Here is a 12,652-nt window from a genome sequence, read left to right as displayed (position 1 = left end):
AGCAAGCCATGAGTCATACCCCCATCGACGACAAACGCCCGACTCCGGATCCGGCCGAGGACAATGCGTTTTTTCCCTCGCCGTACTCGCTAAGCCAATTCACTTCCGCCCACTCCGATCTCAGTGGTGCCGACTACCAGCGGCCCTATACCGGTGGGCGCTGGAAGGTGCTGGTGATCGGTGCGGACGAGCGCTATCTGCTGACCGACAACGGCACGATGTTCTCCACCGGCAATCATCCGGTGGAAACCCTGTTGCCCATGTACCACCTGGACAAGGCCGGGTTCGGTTTTGATATCGCCACCTTGTCGGGTAACCCGGTCAAGTTCGAGTTCTGGGCCATGCCCTCCGAAGATGTCGAGGTCAAAGGCCTGTATGCCAAGTACCGCGACCAGTTCAAGCAACCCTTGAAGCTGGCCGAGGTCCTGGACAACGCCCTGGGCGCCGATTCCGACTACATCGGGGTGTTCATCCCTGGTGGCCATGGCGCGCTGATCGGCCTGCCCGAAAGTGCCGAGGTGAAAAAAATCCTGCAATGGGCCATGGCCAACGACAAGTTCGTCATTTCCTTGTGCCACGGCCCCGCGGCATTGCTGGCTGCCGGGCTGGGCGAGACCAGGGACTCCTGCCTGTTCAACGGTTACCGCATCTGCGCCTTCCCCGACGCCCTGGACGCCCAGACCCCGGACATCGGCTACATGCCCGGCCACCTGACCTGGAAGTTCGGCGAACAGCTGTCCGCCCTGGGGATCGAGATCCTCAACCAGGACATTTCCGGGGCAGTGCACCAGGACCGCAAGCTGCTCACCGGCGACAGCCCGCTGGCGGGCAACGCCCTGGGCAAGCTGGCGGCCACCGCGTTGCTGCAAGCAGTGGCGGCCGGGTGACGGCGACCAGCGCTGAAGCGGCCCTGCACAGCGTCCTGGAATTGGAGCGCGCCACGGCGCTGCCTGCGATCCAGGCGCTGGTGCGGGGCCTGGCGGGCCCTTTCGGTTATGACCGTTTCGTGCTGTTTTCCGCTTCATCGGCCAGGGACGAAGTGCTCGAGCGCATCTACTGGGTCGAGGGGGACTGGTTCGGCGATGGCCAGGTGGTCGACGCCGCGACCTACGTGCGCCGCTGCCCGGTCACCCGGCATATCCTGGAGGCACGCGAGCCGTTCTTCTGGAGCAAGCGTGGTGACCGCTACCAGGTGGTCCGCCGCCCCCAGGGCGCCGGCCTGCATGGCCTGCAGGTACCGGTGTTCGGTCCCCTGGGCCTGGAGGGCGCCATGAGCTTGGGCGGTGAGCGGATCGACAGCAGCCCCAGGGTTCGGCTGATGTTGGGCAACGTCGCCAGTGCGGCGTTCTGTGCCGCACGGCGGTTGCTGGAGGTGGCCGTCAGCGACCCGTCCAGGCAATTGTCGGATCGGGAGCGTGAAGTCCTGGCCTGGACCGCCGCCGGCAAGCGCCAGGCCGATATCGCCGTGACGCTGGGGTTATCCGGGCGCACCGTGGAAAACCACCTGCGAGCGGCGCGTCGACGCCTGGGCGCCAGTACCACCGCACAAGCCATCAAGGTGGCGGTGCGCAACGGCGAATTGGACGCCGTGCCTGGCCGACAGGAGCCGTAGCCGGGTTGCCGGGCAGGGCACGGCCGAGGTCGCCATGGACAACCTCGGCCTGGGCTCCGGGGCTAGTGGGCGACGGTCAGCACCACCTTGCCGATGTGCTGGCCGGACTCCATCAGGGCGTGGGCCTGGTCGGCATCTGTCAAGGCGAAGGTCTTGAAGATCAATGGCTTGACCGCGCCGCTCTGGACGTGGGGCCAGACCTTGGATTCCAGCTCGGCGATGATCCCGGCCTTGTCCTCTGGGCTGCGCGAGCGCAGGGTCGAGCCCAGGTGGGTCAGGCGCTTGACCAGCATCGGGAACAGGTCGACCTGGGTCGCCGGGCCCTTGACCACGCCGATCTGCACGATCCGCGCGTTCATCGCTGCGGCCTGGAAGTTACGCGCCACATAGTCGCCGGCAATGATATCGACGATGACGTCGACCCCAAGCTGCTCGGTCCCGAGCAGCACTTGCTCGACGAAGTCCTCGCGGTTGTAGTCGATGGCCACGTCGGCACCCAGGGCCAGGCTGGCCGCCTGTTGTTGTGCATTGGCGACCGTGGTGAAGATCTTCGACGCGCCCAGGGCCTTGGCCAGCATGGTCGCCGTGGTGCCGATGCCGGAGGCGCCGCCATGCACCAGCAGCGATTCGCCGGCCTTGAACTGGCCGCGCTGGAACAGGTTGACCCACACGGTCATGAAGGTCTCGGGCAGCGCCGCAGCTTCGATCATCGACAGGCCACCGGGCAGGTGCATGGTGGTGCGCTCGTCGGCGACCGTGTACTGGGCGTAGCCGCCGCCAGTGACCAGGGCGATCACCGGGTCACCCACGCTGAAGCGCGTCACCTCGCTGCCCAGGGCCGCGACTTCCCCGGCGATCTCCAGGCCCGGGATGTCCGAGGCGCCGGCTGGTGGATCGTAGAGGCCCTTGCGCTGCAGCAGGTCGGGGCCGTTGACGCCAGCGGCGTGGACCCGGATCAGGATCTCTCGTGGGCCAGGGGTAGGCACCGCCCGGCGGGCAGGTTTCAATACCTGTGGATCACCCGGCCGGGTGATCTCGATAACGGTCATCTGCGCCTCTGGCGCACTATGGGAATGGCTCATAAATGGGTCCTGGTAAGGTGGATGCCGGCCGTTCGGGCTGGGGTGGGCAAAGGTTACGCAAGCGGGCCGGTGCCGGCGCGCGGCGATTTTGCGAGGCTGTGTTGCAATGATTCTTCATGGGGAAATCTTGAATGAACTGGGATGATGCACGGGTCCTGCTGGCCCTCGGGCGCGAGCTGACCTTGCGCCGTGCGGCGCGGGTCCTGCACGTGGACCAGGCCACGGTGGGGCGGCGTATCGCGGCCATGGAGGCGGACCTGGGATCGACCCTGTTCCTGCGCACTCCGGCCGGCTACCAGCTGACCAGCGTTGGCGAAATGGCCTTCGCGATGGCCGGGAAGATGGAGCAGATGGCCCTGGAGCTGATCCGGCGTACCGGGGGGATGGATAACGAACTGGCCGGCGAAGTACGGATTTCCACCACCGACTCCCTGGCCTGTGATTTCGTGATGCCGGCACTCAAGGCGCTGCACCTTGCGCACCCGGATATCCGCATCGTGCTCAACAGCACCTCCGAGGTGGTCAACCTGTCACGGCGCGAAACCGACATCGCCATCAGGAACCTGCGTCCGGACAATCCCGACCTGATCCTGCGCAAGCTGGCCGAGTGGCCGATGGGCCTGTTCGCAGCGCGCGAATACCTGGAGCGCCATGGCCAGCCCGAGCCAGGCACCGGCTTCAAGGGCCATGACCTGGTGATGTACGAGCCGTACTGGCGGGATCGTGCGCAGCCGACCTTGCTCGACGAGCCCATCGACCAGGCCCGGGTGGTGATGGCGGTGAACTCCAACATGTTGCTGCGACGCTCCATCGCCCAGGGCCTGGGCATCAGCGAGATCCCCATCGAGATGGGCCGGCGTGACGGCCTGGAGCGGATCTGGCCCGGGCGCACGGCCGGCAAGCCATATGAGGTGTGGATGGTCACCCACCAGGACCTGCGGCATACCACGCGCATGCGCCTGGTGATGGAGCACCTGGCGCGGTCCTTCGCCAATACTGGCGGGCCGGCGAATCCGCCGTTTGAATAATCCCCGGAATAATGCTGTGATTGCGCCCCTGAAGCCCTGCAGCCCTGCCTTTTCCTGAGATACCGCGCCATGGATAGCCAACAATCGACGACCCGGATGTCGCAACAGCCCGCCTGTGATACCGGGCCCCTGGCAGCGATCGCCGGCAGTACCGCGCTGGTGCTGGAAACCAACAACCTGCGCGGCGGCAAGGACGCGGCGCAGGCCCTGGACAGCCTCAAGCACCTGGTAGCCCGCCTGGCTCGCCAGAGCCTCTGCCCGCAATCGCTCGGCCAATGGGTCATCACCCACGATGGCCTCGGGCAAGAGGCCCGGGAGGCGCTGTGCGCACTGGCCGGGCGAGTGCTGGAGTTCGTCGAGATCGATCCCCGCACCGGTTACTACGAGGCCAAGAATATCGGTTTCGAGGCGGTCGACCAGGCGCGCTGCCAGTACGTGGTGTTCGCCGATGCCGACTGCCTTCCCGCCGGCCACTGGCTGGAACAGTTGCTCTTGCCCTTCACCGAGGCGGATGCGCCCCTGGCCGTCGCCGGGCGCACCAGCTACGCCCCGAGCGTGGTCGGCAGCGCGTTGACCACCATCGACTTCATGTACTTCCCCAGCCCGCTCGGAGCCCGGGCGACCCGCAATTTCTACGCGAACAACGTGGCCTTTCGTTGTGCCACCTTCGAGCAGTATCGCTACCAGCCGCTGGACGGCGTCTACCGTGCCCACTGCCAGGTCATGGGCCTGCGCCTGCAGGCGGCGGGGGTGGCGGTACGCTACGTTCCGGCGGCCCATACCGAGCACCGGTTGCCCGACAGCCGTGGCGAAGTGTTCAAGCTGCGCTGGTTGCGTGGTGGCGACAGTGTCGACCTGACCCCCTACCTGGTGCGTGCCTATATGCCGGGCTGGTTGCAATGGCTCGGACGCAGCGGCCCTATCGGCCCCTTGTGCGTGATGCTCGGGCGCCTGGGCTACAGCCTGCGCGCACTCAACCACCAGGACCTGCCCGCCGTGCATGGGCGGCGGCGCCTGGGTGCGATCCTGGCGATACTCGGTATCTCGTCCCTCGATAGCGCCGGCGCGCTGGTCCGCGGGCTGGGGTTGAACATCGGCCGTGCCAGCGCGCGCCAGGGGCAAGCCCTGTCCTATCACCGCCAGCTGGATTGATCCGCACCGCCCCCTTGGCGCTCCTACAGGAAGTTCCCATGAGCATGAAACCCCTGGCCGCATTCGGCTCCTCCCTGGCGTGCCTGGCATGGTTGGCGTGCGCCACCCCGGCCAGCGCCGCCCCCAGCGAAATCAACGGCCGCAGCGTGCTGCACTTCGTCTCCGGCAGTGGCTGTGCGACGGTCCAGGGCGGCGCCGCGCAAAACTGCAACCGCCTGGCCCTGGACGTGGCGGACGCACGGGCCAGCGTTGACCCGCAGGCGCGCACCATAGTGTTCAGCGTCGAGGCCCGGCATGCCGGCAAGGGCGTGATCGGCGACGTGCTGCTGCATGGCAGCGGCATCGCCAGCGAGGGCCAGCGCGTGCCCTTGAGCTTGCAGGTACTGGTGCGGCGCTCGGGCAAGACCTGGAAGGCCGACACCTATGTACATGCGCCGGTGCGTGGCACCTTCCGGGATATCGCCCTGGACCCTTACCAGATCAGCGTCCACCAGGGGCGTGACGAGCACGTGCTGCTCAATCCCGAGCTGGCGCGCAAGGTCTTGGCGCAGCCATCGATCGCCGCGCGGGTCGCCAGCTATTTGGTGGTGGTGCGTCCCAGCGACGAGAAAAATCCGACGGCCGATGACATCACCATCGGCCTGGGGGTCGGGCGGGTCTCGAAGTCGCTGATGCGTGCCCGCTTCAGCTCGAGGCAACCAGGCAGCCTGCCGCTGGACCAGGTGCTGGAGCAGGGCACCTGGAGCCTCGACCTGCAAGCCTTGAGCGGCCAGATTCCGCGGTGGGTGGTCCAGCGCCAGCTGTTCGTCTTCGGCCTGGAGGACAGCCCTTTGCTCGAGGACGTGCGCCAGCGTGGCTTGCACAAGCACGACCGCCTGGAGCTGGGCGCGGTCAATGGCAAGGGCTACCTGCGTTACAACGGCCAGGAGCAGAGTTTCCCCGGGGCCACTGCCAGCGGTACGGCCTTCATGCGTGACAGCTTCATCGGCCTGATCCTGGCCTGGCATCGCAGCGCCCAGGCGGCCACGACTGCGACCCAGGGCGTGGACACCGCGCAGTCCGTGCCATGAGTGCTGGCGAAGCGCTTGCAAGCCAAGCGGACTTCAGTTGCCTGGACATGCCCCGGCCCCGTGGGTTGGGAGCCGTACAGGCGCGCCTGGTGGATCGCATCAAGCGCGTCGCCCTGCAGCGCCTGCATCGCAGCGTGCGTGGGGAGCGCTTGCTGCTGCGTATCTACCTGGCTGGGGAGGATGCCACCGAACGTGCACTGCTGGATGAGTTGCTGCCGCAGTCGCCACCCTGGCTCGAGCGCCAGGTCGAGCGGCACCTGGCCGATGAGCAACGGCACGTGACGCTGTTCGCCGCGGCCCTGGGCGAACGTGGCGGCGAAGGTACGGCACGCCTGGAACCGGATTGGCTCAGCCGGCGCAAGATCCTGCGCTGGCAGCGCCTGGCCCGTCGCTATGCGGGGCATTTCGAGCATGGCCTGCTGGTGCCGGCCTATGCCACCGGCCTGTGTGCCGAACAGATGGCGCAACGGGTGCTGAGCCGCCACTGCGCGGTCATCGGCGCCGAGCATGGGCTGTATCCGTTGCTGTCGCAGGTCCTGGCCGATGAAAAAGCCCATGTGCGCCTGTGCCAGGGCACCTTGCAACGCATTGTCGCCCCCCATGAAACCGTGCACCTGGCGCGCCTGCTCAAGGATATCCGCCGGGTCGATGCGAGCTTTGGCGTGACCGGTGCCCTGGCGATGTACCTGGCTGGCTGGGTGCTGGGCGGTGGGCGCGGCGCCATTCGATGACTCCACGCATTCTTTATCTCGCCACCGCTGATGCCCGTGGCCACCTGATGCGCGCGCAGTTGTTGGTGCATGCGCTGCGCGCGGCCGGCGCCCAGGTCGAGGTGCTGACCACGTCGGACCAGGGCCAGCGCTTCCTGCACAGTTTCGGGGTCCAGGCCGAGGTCCTTTCCCGCCACTATGCGGTGCAATTCGACAGCCAGCAGAACATGCTGCGCCGGGCCACCAATCGCAATGTCGCCCAGTACCTGTTCCGTCCCGGGCGGATGCTGCGCGATATCCTCCAGCTGCGGCGCCGTTTGCGCGGCGTGGAGCTGGTGGTCAACGACTCCTTCCACCCGGCGTTGCTGTACATGGGCATGCTGCCGGGCTGGCGGCGCAAGGTGGTGCATGTGTACGGCGCGAGCCTGAAGGTGGCGTTGCTGAACAACTTCGACGGCATGTGGCCACGGCAGTTCGGGCGGCTGTTCGCCTGGATCGTCGGGCGCCAGATCAACGCTGCGCGGGCGCGCATCGAGCACGATTTTGCCTACGAGATCGACGATACCGTGGCCCGAGCGCTGTATCGCCTGCCGACCCCGGTGGCCCTGGCCGAGGTGGTGCAGGAACCGGACGCGGTGGGTGCGGCGGTGTACCTCAATCCGCACTTTCGCGAACCCGGGCTGGCCGATGCCCTGGAGGCCGGCCTGGGCGATGCCGGCCTGGATCGGCACCTGGTGGGCGAGGGTTATGCCGGGCGCAACGGCTGGCTCGGGGTCGACCCGCACTGGGCCAGCCGCGCGGCCCGGGCGCAACTGCTGGTATCGGCACCGGGCATGGCGGCGCTGTCCATCGCCCGGGTCTACCAGCGGCCGATCATCCTGGTGGTGAGCGACCAGCCGGAGCAGACCAGCAATGCCGCCCGGGCCAGCCAGTTGCAACTGCTGCACCGGGTAGTGACCTGGCGCGGCGACATTGCCGACTTTCGGCGCCAGGTGAGCGCGGCGGCGCAGCAATTGAGCGCGCTCGCCCCAGCGCCTGACGTGATGTCGGGCAACCAGCGGGCCCAGGCACGGATCGATGCCTGGGCCAACCATCTGCTTGGCTTGTGAGGGCGCCGCCTTGAGTCGCCATGTCCCCATGCCTGCGGCGAGCCGACAGCCATGACCGGCTCCTGGCCGCGTCTCGGGGCTGCCAATCCTCGGCAGGCCCTGGCGGCGGCGTTCGGCTTGCTGCTGGGGCTGGGTGCGTTCATCGGCCTGCAGCGCCTGGTCACGCCGCGTTACCACTGGATCACGCCGCTGGATGAGCTGATTCCTTTCGTGGCCCAGTCCTGGTTCCTCTACGTGCTGTTCTTTCCCTTTGTCCTGTTGGCGGCGGCCTACGCCAGCCAACAGGGCTTCAAGGCCTTGCGCAACGCAACCGGCATCGCCTTCGTCGTGGGCCTGTTGTGCTTCTGGCTGTTTCCCGAGCAGGTACCCCGGCCGGATCTCGGCGTGCTCGGCAGCGGTTTCCTGCAGCAGCGACTGAGCCGGATGTGGCAACTGGACCTGGCCTGCAACGGTTTTCCCAGCCTGCATGTAACCGTGACTTGCCTGGCCTGCCGAGCACTGTGGGGCCGGCGTGGCAAATGGCTGGTCGCCGGCAGCGGCCTGTTGATCTGCCTGTCGACCCTGACCCTCAAGCAGCACACCCTGGTCGACGTCGCTGGCGGTCTGCTACTGGCCCTGGCCTGCGCCTTGGCCACTCACCGACAAGGGAGCATTCGCCGTGTCCCAGCTTGAATCGCGTGCCGGGGCCAACCTGGCATTGCGCACCTTTACCCCTGCCGCCGAGTGGTTCGTCCTCAAGCCGTGGATCGGCCTGCTGGCGTTGCTGGCCGACTGGGGCCTGATCGGTGCGGCATTCGCCTGTGCCGCATATTGGCCGCACCCCCTGACATACCTGCTGGCGGCGCTGGTCATCGCCCGCAGCCAGCTGGCGCTGGCGGTGATCATGCACGAGAGCGCCCATGGCGTGCTGTTGCGTCGTCAGTCGGCCAATGACCTGGTCGGCCAATGGCTGGCCGCCGGTCCGTTGTTCCTTTCCCTGCGCACCTATCGGGCCGGGCACCTCAAGCACCATCGCCAGCCCATGCTGCACGATGACCCGGTGGTGGCGGTGTTCGGCATCGGGGACTATCCGCTGCCTCGGCGGCGCCTGGCCTTGCGCCTGGCGGCGGACCTGTGTGGGGTGGGGTACTTCATCAGCGCCTTCAAGCTGGTTCGCGGCGACTACCGCCACTGCCTGCCCAGGGTCGACAAGTCGGCGCGCCAAGTGTTCGGCGAAGTCCTGTCGATGCTGGTGGGCAATGGCTTGCTGCTGGGACTGCTGGCCTGGTCCGGACACCCATGGCTCTACCTGGGGTTGTGGTTGCTGCCGGCCATTACCTTGTTGCCGCTGATGGGGCGCGTGCGGGCGATCCTCGAGCATGCGGGGTTGCCCGCCAACGCCGACCAGAGCCAGAACGCCCGCAGCATCGTGGCGCCCAACTGGCAGACCTTCGTCTTCGGCCCCCACGGGATCCACTACCACATCGAACACCATCTCTACGTGCGCATACCCTTCTATCACCTGCGCAGCGCCCATCGCCAGCTGGCGGCCCGAGGGCTGCTGCCGGTGGAGAACCTTTACCGGGGCTATATCGCGGTGCTGCGGGATGTCAGCCGCCCGGCGCAGGACGCTGCGGGCGACTGAGGCAGGTGCACTGGCCCCCGCGGGCCAGTGCCAAGGGGAAGGCTAGAGCTTGGGCAGCTGTCCGACCCGGCCGACCATCTCGGTGACGATCTGCAGGTCCAGCAGGAACTGCTCCACGGTCTTGAACTCGTTGTCGGTGTGGCCGGTGTATTTCACCTCCGGACGCGCCAGGCCGAATTGCACGCCGTTGGGCAGTTCATGTACCGAGGTCGCCCCGGCGGAGGTGCCGAACTTGTGGGCCATGCCCAGGTTCTCGCTGGCCACGTCCAGCAGCGCCTTGACCCATTCGCCCTCGGGATTGCGGTACATCGGCGCGGCGACCGAGGTATTGAACTGCACCGCCACCTGGTTCTGCTTGCTCCAGGCCTCCAGCTTGTCGCTGATCTGCGCCTTCAGCGCCTCTGGCGCCTTGCCCTTGGGCACGCGCAGGTTCACCGCGACCTTCAGCGCCTTGTCATCCACGCTGACCAGGGTCGGCGAGGTGGTCAGCGGGCCCATGAAGGCGTCCGAGAAGCCCACGCCCAGCTTCTTGCCTTCGTAGTCCAGGCCCCAGTTGTCGGCGAGGTAGTGCGCGGCGTCGGTGAACGAGTTGTGCTTGAGCGCCACCTTGCCCTCCAGGCCGTGGACGAAGTCCAGCATCCGCGCCACCGGGTTGACCCCGGACTCGGGCTCGGAGGAGTGGGCGGACACGCCGGTGACGGTCAGCAGCACGTCCTTGCCTTGCACCCGGGCGTCGATCTTGAAGTTGCCGCCGTGGCGCTTGACGTACTCGGCCCCGGCCTTCTGCAGGCTGGCCACCAGTTCGGCTGGCTGCTCGGTCACCAGGGTCGCCACCGAGGTGGAGGGGATCTGGTTGGTGGCCAGGCCGCCGGTCAAGTGGGTGATCTGCGCGCCCTTGCCCTCGGCGGCGCGCTGGGGGAAGGTCGCCATCACGGTGCCGTAGCCTTTCTCGGCGATCACCACCGGGTAGCCGCCATCGAGCGCCAGGTTGTAGTTGGGCACCGGGTTGTGTTCGAAGTAGTAGGGGATGGCATCGCCGCTGGTTTCCTCGGTGGTGTCCACCAGCAGCTTGAAGTTGCGGGCCAGGGGCAACTGCTCTTCCTTGACGATCTTCATGGCGTAGAGCGCCACCACGATGCCGTTCTTGTCATCCTCGGTGCCGCGCCCGTACATCCGGTCGCCGATCAGCGTGACCTTGAACGGGTCGAGCCGGGTACCGTCCTGCAGCACCCAGTTCTCCGGGGTGACCGGCACCACGTCGGCGTGGGCGTGGATGCCCACTACTTCGTCGCCACTGCCGGGCAGGGAGATCTCGTAGACGCGGTTGTCGACATTGCGAAACGCCAGGCCGAAGTCTTGGGCCAGGCCCTTGATCTTGTCGGCGATCTTGAGGAATTCCGGGTTCTCGTGCTGGGGCACGCCGTCCACGCGGAAGGTGGGGATGGCTACCAGTTCGCGCAGGGTTTCAGTGGCGGCCTTGCCGTACTTGACCCGGGCATAGAGCCCAAGCAGACGGTGGATCTCGTTCTGCTGCTCGGCCGAGAGCGTCTTGCCGGCCAGGAAGCCATCGATGGCCGGGGTCAGGTGGGCGCTCTTGCCCGGCTGGCTCTTGGCGACCTCACCGATGAACTGGCGGAAGTCCTTGACCGAGGCGTCGTTGAAGTTCTTGAGGATGGCCGCGCTCTGTTGCGGCGTGATGTTGGCCTGGGCGACGTTGGCGAACGCCGACAGGCTGGCGAGCATCAGGGTGGCGGTGGCCAGGTGCTTGAGGGAAAAGTCCATTACGCAGGGCATTCCTTTGCAGGAGGTGGGTAGGGAATGTCTGATAGGCCAGACAGAAACCTTGCCAAGCTAACACTGCGCAGGAGGGCTGCGGGAGCCCCGGAAAGGGGAACTGTCGCACAGAAATGCAAAAGCGGCGCACAAACGAAAGATGTGTCGCCGGCGGGGCAGGGGGCGCCGCGGCGGGCGTCCCCTGCGTTCGGGACTACCTTAGATGGCGGCGTCCCACGGACGGTCGCCATGCTCGTCCTTGATGCGGGTCGGCAGGCCCATCACGTCCAGCGCCTTGAGGAACGGCTCGGCCGCCAGCTCCTCGACGTTGACCATGCGCTGCACATCCCACTCGCCACGGGCCACCAGCAGGGCGGCGGCGACTGGCGGCACGCCTGCGGTGTAGGAAATGCCCTGGCTGTCGGTCTCGGCGTAGGCTTCCTCGTGGTCGGCCACGTTGTAGATGAACACCTCGCGCGGCTGGCCGTCCTTGGTGCCCTTGACCAGGTCGCCGATGCAGGTCTTGCCGGTGTAGCCCGGGGCCAGGGAGGCCGGGTCGGGCAGTACGGCCTTGACCACTTTGAGCGGCACCACTTCCAGGCCTTCAGCGGTCTTGACCGGCTGCTCGGAGAGCAGGCCCAGGTTCTTCAACACGGTGAACACGTTGATGTAATGCTCGCCGAAGCTCATCCAGAAGCGTACGTTGGGCACTTGCAGGTTCTTGGACAGCGAGTGCACTTCATCGTGGCCGGTCAGGTACAGGTTTTGCGAGCCCACCACTGGCAGGTCGTCGGTACGCTTGACTTCGAACATGGTGTTGCTGGTCCACTGGCTGTCCTGCCAGCTCCACACCTGTCCGGTGAATTCGCGGAAATTGATTTCCGGGTCGAAATTGGTGGCGAAATACTTGCCATGGGAACCGGCATTGACGTCGAGAATGTCGATCGAGTCGATGCGGTCGAAATGCTGTTGCTTGGCCAGGGCAGCGTAGGCGTTGACCACGCCCGGATCGAAGCCCACGCCGAGGATGGCGGTGACGTTCTTCTGCTGGCATTCCTCGAGATGTTTCCACTCGTAGTTGCCGTACCACGGTGGGGTCTCGCAGATCTTGCCCGGCTCTTCGTGGATCGCGGTGTCCAGGTAGGCCACGCCGGTATCGATGCAGGCACGCAGCACCGACATGTTGAGGAAGGCGGAACCGACGTTGATGACGATCTGCGATTCGGTCTCGCGGATCAGCGCCTTGGTCGCCTCGACATCCAGAGCGTCAAGCGAGAAGGCCTGGATATCGGCGGGCACCTTGAGGCTGCCCTTGGCCTTTACGCTTTCGATGATGGCCTGGCATTTGGAGATGTTGCGCGACGCGATAGCAATACGACCGAGTTCGTCGTTGTGCTGCGCGCACTTGTGGGCCACCACCTTGGCGACACCTCCTGCACCAATGATAAGAACATTCTTCTTCAATTTACTTACTTCTCCTTAATTACCTGCC

The 12,652-nt window shown here is 66.3% G+C and carries 12 protein-coding genes; 9 read left to right on the top strand and 3 right to left on the bottom strand.

The window, feature by feature from the left end:
* Positions 1-8: 8 nt before the first annotated feature.
* On the top strand, positions 9-887 hold the full coding sequence (gene hchA / locus GDH07_RS25190) for a glyoxalase III HchA (RefSeq protein WP_152899251.1): 879 nt from the start codon (positions 9-11) through the stop codon (positions 885-887).
* Positions 884-1,612 (top strand): PA1136 family autoinducer-binding transcriptional regulator, encoded by a 729-nt coding sequence (locus GDH07_RS25185; RefSeq protein ID WP_053131011.1) that lies wholly within the window; start codon positions 884-886, stop codon positions 1,610-1,612. Before hchA ends, GDH07_RS25185 begins: the two co-directional genes overlap by 4 nt.
* Before the next feature lie 62 nt (positions 1,613-1,674).
* Here GDH07_RS25185 and GDH07_RS25180 read toward each other — a convergent pair whose 3' ends face one another.
* Positions 1,675-2,661, bottom strand: coding sequence for an NAD(P)H-quinone oxidoreductase (locus GDH07_RS25180; protein ID WP_053131433.1), 987 nt, complete (start codon positions 2,659-2,661; stop codon positions 1,675-1,677).
* 164 nt (positions 2,662-2,825) lie between these two features.
* Here GDH07_RS25180 and GDH07_RS25175 point away from each other — a divergent pair, with 164 nt between their 5' ends.
* The 7 genes from GDH07_RS25175 to GDH07_RS25145 all read left to right on the top strand — a co-directional run bounded on the left by GDH07_RS25175 (position 2,826) and on the right by GDH07_RS25145 (position 9,387).
* On the top strand, positions 2,826-3,722 hold the full coding sequence (locus tag GDH07_RS25175) for a LysR family transcriptional regulator (protein WP_152899250.1): 897 nt from the start codon (positions 2,826-2,828) through the stop codon (positions 3,720-3,722).
* A 96-nt stretch (positions 3,723-3,818) separates the two neighbouring features.
* Entirely contained in the window at positions 3,819-4,874 is a 1,056-nt protein-coding gene (locus tag GDH07_RS25170; RefSeq protein WP_022639322.1) for a glycosyltransferase family 2 protein, read from the top strand.
* A gap of 38 nt (positions 4,875-4,912) precedes the next feature.
* A complete protein-coding gene (locus tag GDH07_RS25165) occupies positions 4,913-5,944 on the top strand; it encodes a hypothetical protein (RefSeq protein ID WP_246196037.1) in 1,032 nt (343 codons plus the stop codon).
* Positions 5,941-6,675 carry a hypothetical protein gene (locus GDH07_RS25160; RefSeq protein ID WP_031320029.1) on the top strand — a complete coding sequence of 245 codons (735 nt, stop codon included), beginning with the start codon at positions 5,941-5,943 and terminating at the stop codon, positions 6,673-6,675. Before GDH07_RS25165 ends, GDH07_RS25160 begins: the two co-directional genes overlap by 4 nt.
* A complete protein-coding gene (locus tag GDH07_RS25155; protein ID WP_152899249.1) occupies positions 6,672-7,763 on the top strand; it encodes a glycosyltransferase family protein in 1,092 nt (363 codons plus the stop codon). The genes GDH07_RS25160 and GDH07_RS25155 overlap by 4 nt, the downstream gene beginning before the upstream one ends.
* Before the next feature lie 51 nt (positions 7,764-7,814).
* Positions 7,815-8,435, top strand: a complete 621-nt coding sequence (locus GDH07_RS25150) for a phosphatase PAP2 family protein (protein WP_152899248.1) — start codon at positions 7,815-7,817, stop codon at positions 8,433-8,435.
* Positions 8,422-9,387, top strand: a complete 966-nt coding sequence (locus GDH07_RS25145; protein WP_343038337.1) for a fatty acid desaturase family protein — start codon at positions 8,422-8,424, stop codon at positions 9,385-9,387. Before GDH07_RS25150 ends, GDH07_RS25145 begins: the two co-directional genes overlap by 14 nt.
* A 42-nt stretch (positions 9,388-9,429) precedes the next feature.
* On the opposite strand, the gene GDH07_RS25140 is transcribed toward GDH07_RS25145, so the two are convergent.
* On the bottom strand, positions 9,430-11,169 hold the full coding sequence (locus tag GDH07_RS25140; protein ID WP_152899246.1) for a dipeptidase: 1,740 nt from the start codon (positions 11,167-11,169) through the stop codon (positions 9,430-9,432).
* A 210-nt stretch (positions 11,170-11,379) separates the two neighbouring features.
* Positions 11,380-12,624 carry a saccharopine dehydrogenase family protein gene (locus GDH07_RS25135; protein WP_031320027.1) on the bottom strand — a complete coding sequence of 415 codons (1,245 nt, stop codon included), beginning with the start codon at positions 12,622-12,624 and terminating at the stop codon, positions 11,380-11,382.
* Positions 12,625-12,652 lie beyond the last annotated feature (28 nt).

Source organism: Pseudomonas piscis (assembly GCF_009380155.1).
Taxonomy (GTDB): domain Bacteria; phylum Pseudomonadota; class Gammaproteobacteria; order Pseudomonadales; family Pseudomonadaceae; genus Aquipseudomonas; species Aquipseudomonas piscis.
This window is presented reverse-complemented; position numbering and strand designations above follow the sequence as displayed.